We start from the raw sequence: 19,557 nt of genomic DNA, 5'->3' as shown, positions 1-19,557 counted from the left end.
AAAAATGGACAATACAGATAAATTTTTAAATTGGACCTTAAAATTACAAAATATTGCCCAAAATGGGTTAGAATATGGCAATGATTGTTTTGATATAGAACGGTATACACAAATTAGATTAATTGCTACCGAAATGATGGCTGCCAAAACCGGATTACCACTGAAACAAGTAAAAGAAATTTTCAGTAGTGAAGATGGCTATCAAACATCTAAATTAGCCACACGAGCAGCAATTTTTAAAAATAAGCAGATTTTGTTGGTTAAAGAAACCACAGACAACTGTTGGTCCCTGCCTGGAGGATGGTGTGAACCTAATCTTTCGGTAAAAGATAACTGCATTAAAGAAGCAAAAGAAGAAGCCGGATGTGATATTGCAATTGATTATCTAATTGCAATTAATGATAGTCAAACTACCATTCATGATAAACAGCGTATTAAAAGGCTAGTCAACGTGTGTAATGTTATTTTTCTGTGTCGCGAATTAAGTTCAAATTTCACACCCAATATTGAAACAAGCGAGAGTGCTTACTTCAATTTAAATAATCTTCCTCCACTTTCACAAAATAAAACTAATGAAGATGAAATTAAAATGTGTTTCAATGCTGCGCAGGCTGGTTCTAGTTGGCAAGTAAGATTTTAATAACGATAATAAAAAGAGCTAGTTATGATTACTAGCTCTTTTTATTATTTGAATTATTACTTTGGGTGATTTTATTTAGGGCTTCACGTTGCTTATGTTGGTCAACGTGTGTATATAAATCTGTTGCTGATGTACCTTTTTGACCTAATTGCTGTGCAACTAAAACTTGATCTTTAGTAACTCCATAAAGTTCTGAAGCAAGAGTATGACGCAGCTTATGTGGGGTGAGTGGGTGTCCAAATGAAGCCGAGTACTTATTAACCATTTTTTCAATTGCGCTAGTTGTCATTCGACGCGTTTGATGGTGCCACCTAGTAAGAAAAAACGCTGTTTCTTTTTTGGTTGCTTTATAACGTTGGCTACGTATTTTTTGATATTTAACTAGATAAGTTAACGTCCATTCGGCTATTGGCACACTATCTTTTTGACCGCCTTTTCTAGTAACGTCTAAAGTTGCTTTCTTTAAATTTAAATCGGATATATTAATACCCGCACATTCTGAAACTCTGATTCCTGTCCCTAAAATTACGGCAATAATTGCCATATCCCTCTCCTTGTTAAGCTTAAAGGAGGGGAGGGCATGAGGATTACAGTGCTTTTCAAAGTTGTTCTCAATATAATTTAAAAATTGGTATTTTAAGTCTCCAATATACATATGAGATTCAAGAATATGTGCACGATAATTAAGGGTCTTAGTATTATTAAGGGAGTCAATTTTCAGCATCACATTTCGCTCAAAGTAAGGTTGGCCGTCATTATTATCTGCAGTAATGGTCAAAAACTTGAAAAGTGAGCGTAGGGCGTTAATCGAGCGATTGATTGTTGTAGGTGAATTTAAATGACCTTGTTGGTTTTTAACATGACCTAGATAATTGATATAAAGCATAATGTCATTACGATGTAAATTAGCTAAAGTAGTAGTTGTAATATCACTATTTTTTTGAGCAGAAGAAATTCCTTCTTTGCGTAACCAATCAAAAAATCTGCGAATTTCTGTTAAATATTGATAGGTAGTTGCTAAGGAATGGTTAGTACCAAAATTGTATTCCTGGACAAAGTCAGGCATTTTTGTTAATTCATCTTCAATTAAGTCCAAATATTTTTTTGTTTCCAATATTATTTTCTCCTAAATAAATTTATCTTAGTTAAATTATAAAGCAAAATAAGAATGTCTGTTTGGATTTTGAAAACATTTATATATAAAATTATTCTCATTAGGTAGAAAAGTAAAAAAACCTTATTGCTGTTGTTTTTTACCTTTCATTAAAATTATAGTTTTAATGAAAGCAAGCTGAGAAAACATTATGGTTGTAATAAAGCCAATGAGCAAAAATTTTTGCTGGTTTCAATACGTTCTTTGCATGTAATACACATGTAATACATTAGAAAAAATCAGATCAACTTACACGCATTTTCTAGCTGCAATTGTACCAATTAATTCTAAAGTGAATTTTGCATGAACTTAATTAACTACTTATTTAGATTTTAATAACTCACTAGCAACTTGCCTTAAAAGTGTTATCAGTTTTGCTTGCATGCTAAAGTTAATATTCATTTCTAAATTATTCTCTTTAGCATTTTAGTTTTTGGCACTGCAGCTAAAATTCATGCTCTTAAAAACTATAATTTTACTTTGATATGATTGTCATAAACAAGTCTTTTTCACTGTAGTAAGAGAAGTGATTTTTGCTTCTTTTTAGAAACTGGCAAAACAAGAAAAGTTTATTTGCTACTTTTGATTGATTATTCAGCTAAACCGGTTTGCTGATTACTGTGTTAAGTTTTAGCGCTGCCTTTTTAATTAATTAGTGTGTTTCCGTTTGATGGTTTAATTTTAGTTCTTACTTTACATAATATATATTATACGAAGTTATTAATGAACTAGTAACTTAACTTACAAATTAGCTACTACTATTCCCCTATACAAATAATTCATGTACACATAAGAATTTTATTTATAGACCTTAAAATATTGCTTTTTACTTTTTTTTATTATTTTTTATTATCAAATATTTTTAGATAGTATTTTATCTAAAAATATTTACTATCAATTTACATATACTTTCTTAACTAAGTATATGTAAAGCGGTTTCTATATCTAATTTATATATTATCATTAATTGTAAAGGTTGTTTTTATAATTTAAACTTTTTGGCTATAGTATCAAAGGAAATTCAGACTTGAAATAATATTTTAAAACTTATATTTTTTCATTTTAAGTTTAATTAGTTGAAACTTTATTATTTATATTTTTTAGTATTTGTCTTATAATACTATCTGGAGTATAGATTAAAACTATTATTTCAACAATCGACTTTGATGTTTTAAAGATTTGTTGAAATTAATTGTTTTTATTTATAATTTTTTTGTTTTATTGTTTAATTCTATAATTAATCTGTTATTATGGAATATGGAATTATATTTTTTGAAAGGGTTGAATTTATTCCATGAGTATAAATTTAGGAAAAGAAATATGCCGTCGTCGACGCGAACAGAAGTTGACGCAGGAGGATCTGGCAGAGTTGAGTGATTTGTCTGTAAACTTTATTTCTCGTCTTGAGCGTACTAAAAATCAAAATATCAGTATTCAAAAACTTGATTCTATTGCTAGAGCTTTGAATACTACTACACCTGATATCATAATGAACGCATATAGATTTAAGGAAGTTAAAGTTGAGAACCATCAGGATAATACACCTGTATTCATTAAAAAAGTTCTCAATGAATTAAGAAAAATGTCTCCAGAAAAGGCTGAAAGAGTGTGTAAATCTTTTATTATTCTGGCTAAAGAAATTAACAAAGAATAATTTATTTAAATTTAGAAACGTAAATCAAAACACGAGCGGGATTACTTCCCTACTCGTGTTTTTTAATCTTTAAAATTTGAAATAATTATTAACTAAATGAATTTGTAAGTGGTGGTACAACTTGTTTTTTACGTGAAACTACACCTGGTAAACTGATTTCCGAATCAATAATTTGTCCAAATGCCTTTTCAAATAGCTGCTGTGCTTCACTAGATCCTGCTACTATTGCAGTTGAGTTAGAATCCAATACATTCGTAATAAGTAACATAAATAAATCATAATGATCGGTAGCTATTGCAGACTCCATTGCCTTTAGAAAAGCAGCTTTACGTCCCATTGCTTCAGGTAAATCGACTACATTAATTTGAGCTACCCTAACTTTTTTATCTTTCAATTCAAAAGTTTTCGCATCTAACTTAATTAGATCATCTTCTGACTTACTTGCAATATTTGTGCCTGCTTTTAATTCTGCAAGCCCATAATTTTCATAATCAACATTAGCAATTTTAGCCAACTCTTTTACTGCTTTACAATCATCTTCAGTTGTAGTCGGTGATTTTAAAAGTAAAGTATCAGAAATAATAGCAGAAAGCATAATTCCAGCAATATTTTGCGGAATAGCAATTGCGAAATGTTTATATAACTTCCAAACAATTGTACTTGTACAGCCAACTGGCTCAGCAAGATAAAAAAGCGGTGAACTAGTGTTAAAATTCATAATTCGATGATGATCAACAACATGGGTAACTTTTACCTTATCGATATCAGAAACACTTTGTTGTGGTTCATTATGATCAACTAGCATTACTTTTTCAACTTCATTAGCAGCGGTCTTGATTACCCTAGGTGCCTGAAAACCAAACTTGTTTAATGCAAACATAGTTTCGTCATTAGGCTCACCTAATGCCACTGCTTCAGTATTATAACCCAGTTTATTTTGTAAAAATGAATAAGCAATAGCTGTACCAATAGCATCCGTATCCGGACTTTGATGACCAAAAACTAGCTCTTTTTCCATTAATTTTCCTCTTTTTCTATAAATTATTGTACATAATTAGTTTACCTAATAACTCCTATTCAATAAAGCCTATTTAGGTAAGAATTGCTTAAATTCAGCTAAAATATTAGCGACTCGAGGAACGTCTTTTTTACCCTTTCGATAAACTATTGAAGTAAGGAACTTCTTGTCATCTTTTAAAAAGACTGGAGTTAAATTAATGTCATTTTTGTGAGCTTGATAATACGAATGACTAACAAATGTATCGTAGTTTGTTGCTATAGCTGTTGCTACTAGCTGCTCTGTTGATGAAAAGCTCATAGAAATATCCAATTTCTTTTTTATATTAACTCTGCTTTCAAATTTTTCTTTCATTAGTTGAGTTAAAAAAAATCCATCTGGATATGCTACCCATTTTTGTTTAGTAAACGTAGAAATTGGGTATGCTTCACCAGCTTCTAAATTAGCGAGATGCGTCAAAATTATTAAGCGTTCATCATTAATTTTCATTTGTTCATATTGATTATTCAAGCTAGCCTGGCTTTTCTTAGCAACATCTGGAATATATAAAATTGCCAAATCAATCAAATTATTATCCAAGTTATACCACAAATCCTTACGATTAAAGCAACTAAGATTAATAGTAATATCAGGGTATTTCTGGTTAAACTTAATTAAGAACCTTTGTAACCACTCACAATTAACACTTTCTAAAACTCCAATTGCAATATTCCCTCGATCAGCTTGGGTAAACTCCTGAATATCACTTACGACAGAGTTCATAGTTCCCAAAAGTTTAATTGCTCCAACTTGTAATTGCTTTCCTGCTTCAGTAAGATATAGTTTTTTACCCATTTGTCCAAACAAAGGAGTCCCAATTGCATGTTCAATTTTTTTGATTTGCTGCGTTAATGCTGGTTGAGTAATTCCCAAAATTTGTGCTGCTTGAGTATAATTCATTGTATCTATTAACTGTAAAAAATAGTGTAGAGATTTACTTGAGAGAATAGCATCCATTTTAGGCATATAAATTATTCCTTCTATCTTAACAATAATATAGCTTACATTTATATGCTATTATCAATCAAAAACGGCTCTGTGTCAAAGTATATTTTATAAATAATTAAATAACTTGTGCAAAATAATAAATATATATAAATAGAATCATAAATAAAAAACTATTTAACTATAATTCAAAGGCCTACCTAATTTTAAACTTATTGGCACCCCATCGCTTGTAGTATCAACAACAAAAGATCCATTAGAATACCGATCACTTAATGGAAATTCATTGGTTTTTACCATGATTTGTCTTTTACTACTTGTAGTTATTACTAATACATGTTCTTGTCCATATGAGACCAAAGAAGCTATTTTATGTGGGTGCGACTTAAGTTCTCTAAGTACAAGTACACCCCTTTTAGCTCTAGAAATTTTATTAATTAAATCAGCCTTAATTTGTTTAAAGGCACCGCGCTGTGTAACTATACCTATTCGAACTAAATTAATGTAATTAGAAGGAATTAGTGTATATGAAACAATAAAGTCATCGGCTTTTAGGTTAACTGATTTAACGCCTAACGCTTTCGCCCCCAATTCTGGTACCTCACTGAGATCATATCTAACAGCGTAGGCATCATGAGTAAATAAAATGACCTCGAATTTTTCATTTGGCTTAACTAAGTCAACCCTTACTATGGTACTGGTATCACCTTTCATTTTCATTGCAACCATTGCACGTGAACGGTAGGTCCTAGTTGGTGGTAGATTCTTTAATTTTACTTGCTTAATATAGCCATCTGTACTAGCTAACACAAAATTTACGTCTTCATCTAATTTGCTAAATGAAAACACCCGAATAATTTCTTCATCACTGCTCAAGCCTATTTCTTGTGATAAATGCTGACCGGTTTCTTTCCACTTTGCTTCAACAAGTTCATTTACTGGACGATAAATCACATTACCACGGTTAGTAAACAAGTATAAATTATCTAAAGTTGACACTGTCTTTTCATACACAACTTGATCGCCATCTGGTAATCCATTATCTTCATCATCACTTGATTGCCAAGATCGTAAAGAGGATCGTTTTAAATAACCATCACGACTAATTAAAATTCGTACTTGTTCATCAGCCAGAAGTGCCTTTTCATCAATTTTAATTTGAGCTGTTTCTGTAGAAATTTCTGTTCTTCGGGGATTTCCGAATTCTTTTTTAACAGTTGATAATTCTTTAATAATTTCTTTTTGTAAAATTTTGTCATCTGACAGTAGTGCACGATAACGGGAAATTTTGTCTTTTAAATCATTTTGCTCTGCAACTAATGCATTTACATCGGTATTAGTTAAACGATATAGTTGTAATGAGACAATTGCTTCTGCTTGTCTTGAAGTGAAAGCAAATTTAGCAGTTAAATTTTTCTTAGCTTCGGCCTTATTTTTAGATGCACGAATTGCTTTTATTACTTCATCCAAGATATCCATCGTATGGATTAAGCCTTGAATTATTTCTAAACGTGTTTCAGCTTTATTTAAGTCATACTTAGTCCGCTTGATAACAACATCTTTTTCATGCTCTAAATAGGACGTCAAAATATGTTTCAGACCAACTTGTACCGGTGTCATATGATCAATTGCCACCATATTGAAGTTATAGGAAACTTGTAGTTCTGTATTTTTAAATAAATAATTTAAAATATTTTGAGCATCTGCACCCTTTTTAAGTTCAATTACGATTGATAGTCCATGACGATCTGTTTCATCACGAACTTCAGCAATACCATCTATTTCTTTATTTAGCCGAATTTCGTCAATTTTTTTAACTAATAGAGCCTTATTAACTGCAAAGGGTATCTCAGTAACCACAATTTCTTCCCGATGACCGCGAATTTCTTGAATCACTGATTTTGCTCGAATTTGAATTCGACCGCGTCCAGTCTGATATGCTTCTTGAAGTCCTTTTTGCCCCATGACAATTGCCCCTGTAGGAAAGTCTGGGCCTTTAACAAATTGCATTAATTCATCCAAACTAGCATTAGGATGATTCAATAAATAAATTGTAGCATCAATTACTTCGCTTAAATTATGCGGGGGTATTTCAGTAGCATAACCTGATGAAATTCCAGTAGATCCATTAACTAATAAATTAGGAAAACGAACCGGAAGAACAGTTGGCTCATATTCTGTATCGTCAAAATTAAGTACCATATTGACAGTATCTTTGTCAATATCCTGTAAAAGCATATTAGAAATCTTATTCAAACGTGATTCTGTATAACGCATAGCTGCTGGACCATCACCATCCATTGATCCATTATTACCATGCATTTCAATCAGAGTCTCACGCATTTTCCAGTCTTGGGATAAATGAACTAAAGCACCATATATTGAACTATCACCATGAGGATGAAAATTACCCATGATATTACCTACAGCTTTAGCAGCCTTTTTAAACGGTTTATCATAAGTATTATTGTCCAGATACATAGCATAAAGGATTCTCCTTTGTACTGGTTTTAAGCCATCACGAATATCTGGCAATGCTCTTTCTTGAATGATATATTTCGAATATCGTCCGAAACGTTCACCCATAACCTGCTCAAGCGGCATTTCACGAATTCGTTCATTTGTAGCCATTAATCAAAAACCTCTTTATTTCTACTCATTTTCTTCTAAAATTGATGCACTTTCGCCCATTCTAAATTTAACATTCTCTTCAATCCACTTACGCCGAGCATCAACCTTGTCACCCATTAAAGTAGTTACGCGGCGTTCAGCTAATGCCGCATCGTCAATCTTAACTCGAATTAACATTCTAGATTCAGGATTCATCGTTGTCTTCCATAATTGTTCAGCGTTCATTTCACCCAATCCCTTGAATCTCTGCAGAGTATAGCCACGGCCAATTTTTTCCTCATCAATTGCTAATTCTTCATCCGTCCAAGAATACTTAACCCGTCTAGTTTTACCATGTCCTTTTTGTAAGCGATATAAAGGTGGTAAGGCAATATATACTTTGCCATGTTCAATCATTGGCCTCATATACCGATAGAAAAAAGTCAATAGCAAAATTTGAATATGAGCACCATCATCATCAGCGTCCGTCATAATAATTACTTTATCGTAATTAGAATCGTCAACTTTAAATTCAGCTCCCACACCTGCACCGATAGTATAGATCATAGTATTAATTTCTTCATTTTTAAAAATATCTTGCAATTTAGCCTTCTGCGTATTTAATACTTTACCGCGCAAAGGTAATATTGCCTGAAATCTACGATCACGCCCCTGTTTAGCGGAACCACCAGCAGAATCACCTTCGACAAGAAATAACTCGTTTTTTTTCGGATTACGAGATTGGGCGGGGGTTAATTTACCTGATAATACTTCTTTTTTACGTCTTTTTTTACCATTTCGACTTTCATTACGCGCTTTTTTTGCAGCTTCGCGAGCATCTCTTGCACGCTGGGCCTTTTTAACCAATTCTTGAGCCAGCTCACCATTTTCCATTAAATAGTAAGACATTTTTTCATAAACAATTGCGTCAACTACTGATCTAGCTTGTGGGGTACCCAGTTTTCCCTTAGTCTGGCCCTCAAATTCCAAAAGCTCTTCAGGTATTTTTACTGACAATACTGCACTTAGACCTTCACGATAGTCCGAACCATCCAAGTTTTTATCTTTTTTACCAAGTAAACCTTGCTTTTTAGCATAATCATTGAATGCTCGCGTAAAGCCACTTCGGGCGCCAACTTCATGTGTTCCACCATCAGCTGTACGCACGTTATTTACAAAAGAAACAAGACTTTCAGAATAACTATCACTATATTGACCACTAAATTCGACTTCAATTTCATCTTGTTTTCCATCAAAGTAAAAGACATTATTTAATGTATCCTTGCCTTCGTTAAGGTATGATACAAAAGATTCAATTCCGTTATCATACTTGAAGTCATCATGATGTATAGGTTCACGTTCATCATTTAAAACAAAACGAACGCCCTTTAGTAAAAAAGCAGACTCCCGAATTCGTTCTTGAATAGCTTCATACTTATATTTTGTAGTTGAAAAAATGGTTTCATCTGGCTTAAAAGTTATAGTAGTACCCGTTGGTTCCTTAGTTTTACCAAGGCGCTTTAAACTACCAACAGGATGACCACCATTAGTAAATTCCTCTTCATACAATATGCCATCACGCACTACTTTTACACACATATAACTAGAAAGAGCATTGACAACAGATGATCCTACACCGTGAAGCCCGCCAGAAGTCTTATAATTCTGCTCGGTAAACTTCCCACCGGCATGTAGAACAGTCAATATCACTTCAATCGTCGGCTTACCAGACTTGTGCATGCCAGTAGGCATCCCCCGTCCGAAATCACGCACAGTCACACTGTTATCACCGTGAATGGTTACATCAATTTCTTGGCCAAAACCAGCCATAGCTTCGTCAACTGAATTATCAACGATTTCATAAACTAACTGGTTTAAACCGTGAATGTCAGTCGATCCAATATACATTCCTGGTCTTTTACGTACAGCTTCTAAACCATGAAGAATCTGGATTGACGAATCATCATATGAATTTATATTTTTATTTGTTTTAACCAAATAAACTCCTCCAGTTTTTTAATCATTTATTTTTGTTCTGTTCTCACACTAAACAATCTTTGATAGAATAAGATTAGAAATTAAGAGAGTAGGATATAAATGATAAATCTAAAATTAATACTGGTATTTATTTTAGCATACTTACTAGGATCATTTCCGACCGGGGTTGTTATCGGAAAAATATTTTTCGCAGAAGATATACGTAAATATGGTTCAGGTAACATAGGAACAACTAATTCTTTTAGAGTTTTTGGACCATTAGCTGGTAGCTTTGTGTTAATCATTGATGTACTTAAAGGAACCTTAGCAACTAATCTGCCAAGATTATTGCAAATTTCTGGTCCAAAGTATCTTCTTCTAATTTGTGGTTGCTTAGCAATTTTAGGACATACTTTTTCTATTTTCCTTAAATTTAAGGGGGGAAAAGCTGTTGCAACTAGTGCCGGACTTTTCTTAGGCTACGATTTGAAGTTTTTCAGCATTTGTGCCTTGATTTTTTTGCCCCTTGTGTTTATTACTTCTTATGTAAGCCTATCAAGTTTAATCGCTGTTGTTTTGATTTTTATTACTACCTTTTTCTTTCATGATCTTTTCTTAGAGATCATCGTTGGCTGCATTATGATTATACTTTTTAATCGCCATCGCAGTAATATAAATCGACTTATTCACCACCAAGAAAATATTATTCCCTTCGGCTTATGGTACTGGTATAAAAAAAAGCACCATAAGTTATAAACTAAAATAAATACAACCAGAAAAACTGGCTGTTATAATTATAAATCATCAGAACAAAAGTTCGCAATAAAATAATTAATAAAAAAGCTTAGTAGTAATAATTAACTGAAATTAACCCTCTAGAATGAACCAGAAATCCAGCTAGAGGGTTTTACTATGGTTAAATTTGGAATTCATATTAATATCGAGACCCGCGCAAAGGAAATAACGATTAACATGGTCCAATGGATAAAACAACAATACTAAAGCAGAAACAAAATAGCCAATGCCACTAACCAATTTGAAAAAACATCAAGATAGTTTTACATCTCCACAATCGAATTCAACTCATCCTAATTTATAAATAGATTCTACATTCTTAGATTTACCTATATCTTTTGGAAAACAGATTATCTATTAAAGTGAATCAAATACTACACTCAAACTAGAATTAAGTATAAGTTAAAAGGCCGCACCCCGATTGAATATCGGAATACGGCCTTATAAAATGAAATAATATTAACATCTAATTCTAGGGGTTAGTTTCAGTCAATAATTACCACTACACTTTTTACCTTAATCATGAAAAGCCATACTAAAACCAGCAGTAAAAGTTTTACCTGTTGCAAGATGATTCATTCCAAATTTTTCTTCTAACTTCCCAGTCGAATCCGATCGATCAGCAATTCCCCACCAAGGTTCAATACAAACATAATCCGCCATTTGGGGATACTGTGACCAAATTCCCACAAAAGGTGCATCCCGTAGCCATACATTAACATGATAATTACTAGTATCAGTTTTCAACGATACGCGATTATCATGACCATGTAATTCAAAAACCAGGGCATCATTTTTAAATAAATGTTCGCTTAAGGTAATCAAACTATTAGTCGATGCTAGAGAGCGATTAGACCAGTCTAGAAGACCATTACTTTTTATTGGAATTTGCACACGAGTAAGTGAAGGTTTAGTACTAAAATAAAAATCAGACTTGCTAATAACCGAACTTGTTGGAATATTAAATCCCGGATGCCCGCCAATTCCAAAAATCATTTCATAATCTGATTTATTGGTAATACTAAAGTTTTCTTCAAGTAAATTATTTAATAAATTATAGTTAACCCGCAGTTCAAACCTAAAGGGATAAATTTCTCTTGTCTGAGCTGTGTCTGTTAGTAAAAAAGTAATACTCTCAGCAGTATGTTGCTCAACCTCAAATGCCATATCGCGGGCAAAACCGTGCTGGGCCATTTGATAGGTCTTACCTTGAAAAGTATATTGATTATTTTTCAATTTACCTACGATAGGAAATAGGATTGGTGCATGACGTTGCCATACATCTGGATTTGCCTGCCAAATATATTCATAGTTACTATGCAGACTTTTAACACTGTGAATCTCAGCACCTATATTTGAAATAACAACTTGTAAAATACTATTTTTAATAGTGTAATCCATGATCATTCATCGCCTTTATTAAAGAATAAACTTGGTTAAATCTTTATTTGTTATTATATCACTAAGTTTTTCATTAACATATGCTTCAGTAATCGTTATTTCACCCATGGCCATATCCGGTCCTTCATAAAGCACATCTTCAAGCAATTTTTCTAAAATAGTCGACAATCTTCTTGCACCAATATTATCAGTTCCCTGATTGACATCATAAGCAATTTGTGCAATTCGACTTATAGCTTCCTGTGTAAAAATTAATTTAACACCATCTGCTTTCATCAAAGCAACGTACTGTTCTAACAGAGAATCAGCTGGATCCTTTAAAATTTTCACAAAATCATTTTTTGTCAGCGCATTAAGTTCCACTCTAATCGGAAAACGTCCCTGCAATTCAGGAATTAAATCACTAGGTTTAGATTCAGAGAAGGCACCGGCTGCAATAAACAAAATATGATCTGTTTCAACTGGACCATATTTTGTCTGCACAGTCGATCCTTCAACAATTGGTAAAATATCCCGCTGTACCCCTTCACGTGATACTTCCCCAGAAGTTTTTTTATTACCAGCAGCAATTTTATCAATTTCATCAATAAAAATGATGCCATTATTAGCCGTCCGTTCAATCGCTTTTTGATAAATTGAATCATAGTCAACCATCTTATGTGATTCTTCTTGAATCAAAATTTCACGTGCTTCTCGAACGGGTAAAGTGCGCTTAATTTTCTTTTTAGGTGCTAAGCCATTAAGTATTGAACTCATATCAATACCCATTTGTCCCATCATATCACCCATCGGGTTAACTTTAGGTGCCTGTTCAACGTTAATTGTAACATCTCGATTTTCTAGTAAACCTTTGTTTAATTGTTCAGCGACAGTTAAACGCTCATTACGGATAGCATCAGTTACTTCTTCTTCATTTGAATTAGCACTTGCCTGAGTACCTGAAGTCATCGCCGACATCATCTGTTGCCATTCTTCCATCATATTTTTTTGCTTTTCACGTTTAATACCAGGAACTAGCAAGCGCACTAAAGCTTTATTAGCTTCTTTAGTTGCCTGTAAACGAACTTGATCAAATTGCTCTTTTTCTTCCATGCGAACTGCTTCATTAACCAAGTCACGTACCATTGATTCCACATCACGACCGACATAGCCAACTTCTGTAAATTTAGTTGCTTCTACTTTAACAAAAGGTGCCTTAACGATTGTGGCTAACCTTCTAGCAATTTCTGTCTTACCTACACCTGTTGGTCCTGCCATCAGCATATTTTTAGGAGTTATTGCTGCCTGCATTTTACTGGGTAATTGCATGCGCCGATAACGATTATAAAGGGCAACTGCAACTGCCTTTTTAGCATGATCTTGACCAATAATATATTCGTTTAGCAAACTAACAATTTGCTTAGGGGTCTTTGTTTCCATGAGTTTCACCTGCTTTTAAAGTTCATCTGTATTAATTTGGTCATCGGTAAAAATATCAATACCAGCAGCAATTTCAACTGCTTCATGTGCAATTTCACTCGCTGTCATATTCGAAGAATGCCTAATCATTGCAATTGCTGCTGCTTGAGCAAAATTGCCACCTGAACCAATCGCAACAACATTCTCATCTGGCTCTAAAACCTCTCCATTACCAGAAATAAGCAATAGGTCATGATCATTAAAAGCAATAATCATGGCTTCCAATTTCTGTAAAGTTGCATCTTTACGCCATGCTTGCGCCATTTCAACAGCTGCTCGGCGCAAATCTCCACTAAATGCCTCTAACTTTCCTTCAAGCATGTCTTGCAGACTAACAGCATCCGCAACCCCACCTGCAAAACCGATTACTACTTGATCATGATATATCCGGCGAATTTTTTTAGCGGTTGACTTAGCAATCACTTTTTCACCTAAAGTAACCTGTCCATCGCCTGCAATTGCAGTCTTACCATTATATTTTACTGAACATATTGTTGTCATTATTTTGCCTCGTCTTTCTTATCATTGCGGGAAAAAAATCTTTTATAATTTGCTTGTAGATGGCTCATAGTCACATGCGTATATATCTGGGTGGTTGAAAGATTAACGTGACCAAGTAATTCTTGCACGCTACGCAAATCGGCACCATTATTGAGCATAGCCGTCGCAAAGGAGTGCCGTAACTCATGTGGATGTACTTTACCGTTAATTCCTGCATTGTTAAACACTTTTTGCATAATATACTCAATGCCACGCGAAGTTAATGATCGTCCCCGACTATTTAAAAAAACATGATCTGTATCTTTTGCATTTGCTAAAAGTTGCTTACGTGCACTTTCTAAATAATCTACTAATACAATTTTAGTTTGATCATCAAAAGCTACATAACGATCCTTATTCCCCTTACCATGGACTAAGATAATCTTTAAATCAAAATCTATTGCCTTAATTTTTAATCCACTAACCTCACTAACCCTCATACCAGTTGTATAAAACAATGCAAACATCGCTAGATTGCGCATTGTTAATGGATCTTTACTACTTAGTGCAGTTATAACTTGCTCAATTTCTGATGGATAAAAAAATTGTGGCAGTTTTCGTTCCTTAGCTCTCAAGACAATAGTCTGAGTCGGATCAACTTTAATCATTTTTCGTTTAGACAAAAAATGATAAAAAGAACGTAAACTTGACATTTTTCGCGCTTGAGTAGTTCGTGCAAGCTGACGTTGAACCAAATTTTGTAAAAAAATCTCTACATCCCTGGGTACTACTTTTTCCCAACCAGTAAAGCCACCATTTTCTTGCCAAAACATTTTTGCTTCAAGCAAATCAGTTTGATAAGACCTAATAGTTGCCTTGCTATATTGACGCTCATTTTGTAAATACGAAATAAAAAGTTGCAAAAAATTACTTTCTTCCGCTACCATTTTAGTCTATCACTTCTTGCTTGAACTTTGCTAGCGTTTCCAAGCTACGCTCACTAATTTTTTCATGCCGTTCACGCTTATTACGAATTTTTTTACCTTCAAGACCAGGTATCAAAGCAAAACTAGCATTCATTGGTTGAAAGTGCTTAACATTAGCTGTAGTCACATAATTAGCCATTGAACCCATTGCAGTAATTTTAGGAAAAATAATTGTATCTTGTCCGCTCGCTTTTCTGGCTGCATTAATTCCAGCAACTAAGCCACTGGCTGCACTCTCAACATATCCTTCTACACCTGTCATTTGACCAGCAAAAAAGAGGCCAGCACATTTTTTTGCTTCATAACTTGCCGTTAATACTTCAGGTGAGGCCATATAAGTATTACGATGCATTTTACCATAACGAATAAAACGTGCATTGGCTAGTCCTGGTATCATTGAAAAAACTCGCTTTTGGGCCCCATACTTCAAATGAGTCTGAAAGCCAACTATATTATACATTGAAGCAACCGCATTATCTTGCCGCAATTGGACTACTGCATATGGCTGTTTCCCAGTATGTGGATCTTCTAACCCTACTGGCTTTAGTGGACCAAATAACATAGTCTTTTCACCACGAGCGGCCATAACTTCAATCGGCATGCAGCCTTCAAATACATCTTCTTTTTCAAAACTATGCACTTGAGCTGTTTCTGCACTCACCAATTCACGGGCAAAATTTTCATATTCTTCTTGCGTCATTGGACAATTTAAATATGCCGCCTCACCCTTATCATAGCGTGACTTCTTATAAACAATATCCATATCAATTGAATCAGCAGCAATAATTGGTGCAGCAGCATCAAAAAAATGTAAACTTTCAGTTCCAGAAAATTTTTGAATTTGTGTAGCTAATGCATCACTAGTTAAAGGACCTGTAGCAATAACATTTATCCCTTCAGTTGGCAAAATTTTTATTTCTTCATCGTGAAAAGTGATCTTCGGCATTGCGTGCAACTTAGCGGTAACATAGTCACTAAAATCATCCCGATCCACAGCTAGTGCTCCACCAGCTGGAACTTGTGTCTTATCCGCTGCAGCAATAATAAGTGAATCTAACTGACGCATTTCTTCTTTTATCAATCCTACCGCATTTGATAGTTGATTCGACCGCATTGAATTGGTACAAACAAGTTCAGCTAACTGCCCTGTTTTATGTGCGGATGTCATTTTTTGCGGTCGCATTTCATAAAGATCAACTGGAATTCCTCGTTTAGCCAATTGCCAAGCAGCTTCACTTCCAGCTAAACCACCACCTACTACAGTTACTTTTTTAGGCATATCAATATTCCTTTACTAAAAATATTATTTATGTAAAAGAATATCATCAAATCAGATTGATTTGATGATATTTACATAAATTTAACTTTATTGGTTTTCTTTTTCTTCTTCCCTTGGTTCTTCGCTGTAATCACCATTAGGGCATAACACAACTAAATTGTGTTTACTTCTTTTTTCAACTAAGAAATGGTCATCATTAGGGCATTGGCGACTAATCGGCTTATCCCATGAAACAAAATCACATTCTGGGTAACGAGAGCAACCATAAAATTTACGGTTACGTTTGGATTTCTTTTCAACCACATCCCCCTTACCACATTTGGGACACAAAACACCTATTTTTTTAACAATTGCTTTCGTATTACGACATTCTGGAAAGCGCGAACAAGCATAAAATTTGCCATAGCGGCCCATTTTAATGACCATGGGCGCACCACAGATATCACAATTAAAACCTGCTGGTTCATCTTTAATCTGAACTTTTTTAATGTCAGCATCAGCTTTATCTAGTTCCTTTTTAAAGGGATGATAATATTCATCTACCACCTTTACCCAATTCTTCTGGCCCGCTTCAATGCTATCTAAGTCATTTTCTAATTGAGCTGTAAAATCAATATTAACAATGTCTGGGAAAAATTTTTCAATTAAATCGTCAACAATTTCACCCAATTCTGTTGGTACAATAGATTTAGCTTCTAATTTAACATAATAACGTCGCTGCAGTGTATCAATTGTCGGAGCATAGGTTGAAGGCCGACCAACACCATTTTCTTCTAGAGCATGAACTAAACTAGCTTCAGTATATCGAGCTGGTGGTAGAGTGAAATGCTGCTTATTATCAGATTTTGCTAATTTAACAATATCACCATTTTCCAATTCAGGTAGTTCACTACTTTTTTCTTGTTGATTGTCATATACCTTAGTAAAGCCAGCAAATTTCATTTTTGAACCTGTAGTTCTAAAAATCACCCCATTTTGTTCAGCATCTGCTCTAACTGTGTCATAAACAGCTGGTGTCATTTCACTGGCTAAAAAGCGTGACCAAATCAACTTGTATAAACGATATTGCTCAGTAGTTAACACTGCTTTAAGTGACTCCGGTGTACGATAAACGCTAGTTGGCCGAATTGCTTCATGAGCATCTTGGGCATCTTCTTGATTTTTAAAATGCCGCGCCCCTTTAGCTGCATATTGGGCACCATATTTTTCATTCAAAAATTTAGATGCTTCAGCCTGGGCTATTGGAGATATTCGTTTGGAGTCTGTTCTCATATATGTAATTAAGCCGACCGTACCTTCTTTACCTAAGCTAATTCCCTCATATAACTGCTGGGCAATGCTCATAGTTCTTCTAGTACGATAACTTAACCGCTTATTGGCTTCTTGTTGCATTGTTGAAGTTGTAAACGGAGCAGCTGGTTGGCGCCGACGTTCACGTTTAACAACATTATTAATATTAAATTCTTGCTTTTTATCAATTTTAGCTAAAACATTTTTGACAGCGTCATTATTGGGTAAGTCCTGTTTTTTACCATTAATTCCCCAAAACTGGGCTTTAAATATTTTAGTTTTTTTCTTAAATTCAGCGTCAATTGTCCAGTATTCTTCAGGCTTAAAATTATTTATTGCTTTTTCACGATCAATCACAAGCTTAAGCGCAACAGATTGAACACGCCCAGCACTCAAACCTTTTTTTACTTTATCCCATAAAATGGGTGATAAAGAATAACCAACTATTCGATCTAAAATTCGGCGAGCTTGTTGGGCATTAACTGTATCCATATTAATTGCCCGTGGATGCTTGAAACTGTTTTTGACAGCATCCTTAGTAACCTCATTAAAAGTAACTCTATTTTTAGCTGTATCATCCAAATTTAAGGCATGGGCCACATGCCAAGCAATAGCTTCTCCTTCACGATCGGGGTCAGAAGCCAAATATACTTCTTTAGCTTTTTTGGCTTCTGCTTTCAATTCCTTAATTGTGTCACCTTTACCACGAATTGAAATATATTTAGGCTCGTAGTGATTTTCAAAATCAATCCCCATTTGTGATTTAGGCAGGTCACGAATGTGTCCCTTAGAAGCAATCACACGATAGTTACGTCCTAAATATTTTTCAATTGTTTTAGCTTTAGCCGGCGATTCAACTATTACTAATGTTTTTTTACGCTTTTTTGGCTTTGACTTAGTAGGCATCAAAAGCCTCCTCATTAATTTTCTTAATTTTAGTACTAGACTGAGAATAGAATATTTATTGGCTAATTGTCAAATCTTTAAAGTTGAAATTCAAAATCCGTAATTGGACAAGCCCCAGCTGCAATTAACTTGTTAGGTCCTGCAGAAAGGAGACTAGTAATTGGCCCCGGGATGGCAAAGATATCACGATTTTCTTGTAAAGCTAAGTTAGCTGTTATCAATGAGCCAGACTTTTCCTTAGCTTCAGTTACAATCACACTTTGTGCAATGCCAGCTAAAATACGATTACGCTCTGGAAATCGAAAGGGTCTGGGTGGAGTATCAGGTAGGTACTCACTTAAAATTAGACCAGATTTAGCAATTTGCTCTTGAACCTGATAATTACTCATGGGATAAAAATGATTAAGTCCATTCCCCACTACAGCAATAGTCTTACCTTTATTTTTTAAGGTTGCTTTGTGCGCCATGACGTCTACCCCTTTGGCTAGACCACTGGCAATTACTATCTTATTTTTGATTAAATTAGGTACCAACTTATCCAACACTACTTGACTATAATTAGTAGCCTGCCTAGCGCCAACAATTGTTACTATTTTATTTTTTAATAAACTTAAATCTCCCTGAGTAAATAAAACTAAAGGTGGCCGATAAATTTGACGCAAGGCGTCTGGATATTCATTATCAAAAAAACTAATGGGGTAACACTGTTTCTTAATACGAATAATAATTTTTTCTATCCCTGTATCATTATACGCAGCTAAGCATGACTGAGTTAAATTATCAGGCAAATTCATATTCTTAATAGTCTGAATACTGATATCATTGCTAGTGATTTGACTAGCAATTCGTAACATTTTAACATAACCAATATTTTTTTGTAGTTTTAGACGTAAAAGAAAATCTGTTATTTTCATAAAAAATCCTCC

Annotated in this window: 16 protein-coding genes; 4 read left to right on the top strand and 12 right to left on the bottom strand. The window is 34.1% G+C overall.

All coding sequences use genetic code 11. From position 1 onward, the window contains the following. The first annotated feature begins 4 nt into the window (after positions 1–4). Positions 5–640, top strand: a complete 636-nt coding sequence (locus F5ESL0233_RS03625) for an NUDIX hydrolase N-terminal domain-containing protein (RefSeq protein WP_090091925.1) — start codon at positions 5–7, stop codon at positions 638–640. Between the two features lie 31 nt (positions 641–671). On the opposite strand, the gene xerS is transcribed toward F5ESL0233_RS03625, so the two are convergent. Further along, on the bottom strand, positions 672–1,754 hold the full coding sequence (gene xerS, locus F5ESL0233_RS03620; RefSeq protein ID WP_122058781.1) for a tyrosine recombinase XerS: 1,083 nt from the start codon (positions 1,752–1,754) through the stop codon (positions 672–674). Positions 1,755–3,087: 1,333 nt separating this feature from the next. On the opposite strand from xerS, the gene F5ESL0233_RS03615 reads away from it, so the two are divergent. Beyond that, on the top strand, positions 3,088–3,447 hold the full coding sequence (locus F5ESL0233_RS03615) for a helix-turn-helix domain-containing protein (RefSeq protein ID WP_090091921.1): 360 nt from the start codon (positions 3,088–3,090) through the stop codon (positions 3,445–3,447). Between the two features lie 88 nt (positions 3,448–3,535). Here the strand turns inward: F5ESL0233_RS03615 and F5ESL0233_RS03610 are convergent, their stop codons facing one another. The 4 genes from F5ESL0233_RS03610 to parE form a co-directional block, all read right to left on the bottom strand. Further along, entirely contained in the window at positions 3,536–4,465 is a 930-nt protein-coding gene (locus F5ESL0233_RS03610) for a manganese-dependent inorganic pyrophosphatase (RefSeq protein WP_122058779.1), read from the bottom strand. A gap of 69 nt (positions 4,466–4,534) precedes the next feature. Continuing rightward, positions 4,535–5,470, bottom strand: a complete 936-nt coding sequence (locus tag F5ESL0233_RS03605; protein ID WP_122058777.1) for a LysR family transcriptional regulator — start codon at positions 5,468–5,470, stop codon at positions 4,535–4,537. A gap of 156 nt (positions 5,471–5,626) precedes the next feature. Further along, the gene (parC, locus tag F5ESL0233_RS03600; protein ID WP_122058775.1) at positions 5,627–8,080 is read right to left on the bottom strand and encodes a DNA topoisomerase IV subunit A; all 2,454 of its coding nucleotides are present in this window, start codon (positions 8,078–8,080) and stop codon (positions 5,627–5,629) included. Between the two features lie 21 nt (positions 8,081–8,101). Continuing rightward, positions 8,102–10,057, bottom strand: coding sequence for a DNA topoisomerase IV subunit B (gene parE / locus F5ESL0233_RS03595; protein ID WP_199692572.1), 1,956 nt, complete (start codon positions 10,055–10,057; stop codon positions 8,102–8,104). A gap of 99 nt (positions 10,058–10,156) precedes the next feature. Here parE and plsY point away from each other — a divergent pair, with 99 nt between their 5' ends. Beyond that, positions 10,157–10,792 carry a glycerol-3-phosphate 1-O-acyltransferase PlsY gene (gene plsY, locus F5ESL0233_RS03590; protein WP_090091914.1) on the top strand — a complete coding sequence of 212 codons (636 nt, stop codon included), beginning with the start codon at positions 10,157–10,159 and terminating at the stop codon, positions 10,790–10,792. A 405-nt stretch (positions 10,793–11,197) separates the two neighbouring features. Further along, positions 11,198–11,278, top strand: coding sequence for an IS3 family transposase (locus F5ESL0233_RS08515; RefSeq protein ID WP_370448346.1), 81 nt, complete (start codon positions 11,198–11,200; stop codon positions 11,276–11,278). Between the two features lie 69 nt (positions 11,279–11,347). Here the strand turns inward: F5ESL0233_RS08515 and F5ESL0233_RS03585 are convergent, their stop codons facing one another. From F5ESL0233_RS03585 to dprA, 7 genes are all read right to left on the bottom strand, one after another. Beyond that, on the bottom strand, positions 11,348–12,232 hold the full coding sequence (locus F5ESL0233_RS03585) for an aldose 1-epimerase family protein (RefSeq protein WP_090092231.1): 885 nt from the start codon (positions 12,230–12,232) through the stop codon (positions 11,348–11,350). Between the two features lie 18 nt (positions 12,233–12,250). After that, positions 12,251–13,651: an ATP-dependent protease ATPase subunit HslU gene (gene hslU, locus F5ESL0233_RS03580; RefSeq protein WP_122058773.1), complete on the bottom strand. Its 1,401-nt coding sequence runs from the start codon at positions 13,649–13,651 to the stop codon at positions 12,251–12,253. 15 nt (positions 13,652–13,666) lie between these two features. Beyond that, positions 13,667–14,191 (bottom strand): HslVU peptidase proteolytic subunit, encoded by a 525-nt coding sequence (hslV, locus tag F5ESL0233_RS03575; protein ID WP_090091905.1) that lies wholly within the window; start codon positions 14,189–14,191, stop codon positions 13,667–13,669. Next, positions 14,191–15,117 carry a site-specific tyrosine recombinase/integron integrase gene (gene xerA, locus F5ESL0233_RS03570; RefSeq protein WP_122058771.1) on the bottom strand — a complete coding sequence of 309 codons (927 nt, stop codon included), beginning with the start codon at positions 15,115–15,117 and terminating at the stop codon, positions 14,191–14,193. The genes hslV and xerA overlap by 1 nt, the downstream gene beginning before the upstream one ends. 1 nt (position 15,118) lies before the next feature. Beyond that, on the bottom strand, positions 15,119–16,435 hold the full coding sequence (gene trmFO, locus F5ESL0233_RS03565; RefSeq protein ID WP_090091901.1) for a methylenetetrahydrofolate--tRNA-(uracil(54)-C(5))-methyltransferase (FADH(2)-oxidizing) TrmFO: 1,317 nt from the start codon (positions 16,433–16,435) through the stop codon (positions 15,119–15,121). Between the two features lie 87 nt (positions 16,436–16,522). Beyond that, complete coding sequence (gene topA / locus F5ESL0233_RS03560) at positions 16,523–18,631, bottom strand: type I DNA topoisomerase (protein ID WP_122058770.1); 2,109 nt, start codon at positions 18,629–18,631, stop codon at positions 16,523–16,525. Between the two features lie 77 nt (positions 18,632–18,708). Further along, positions 18,709–19,545 (bottom strand): DNA-processing protein DprA, encoded by an 837-nt coding sequence (gene dprA / locus F5ESL0233_RS03555; RefSeq protein WP_090091898.1) that lies wholly within the window; start codon positions 19,543–19,545, stop codon positions 18,709–18,711. Positions 19,546–19,557: the final 12 nt, after the last annotated feature.

It is taken from the genome of Lactobacillus sp. ESL0233, assembly GCF_003692995.1.
Lineage (GTDB): Bacteria > Bacillota > Bacilli > Lactobacillales > Lactobacillaceae > Lactobacillus > Lactobacillus bombicola.
This window is presented reverse-complemented; position numbering and strand designations above follow the sequence as displayed.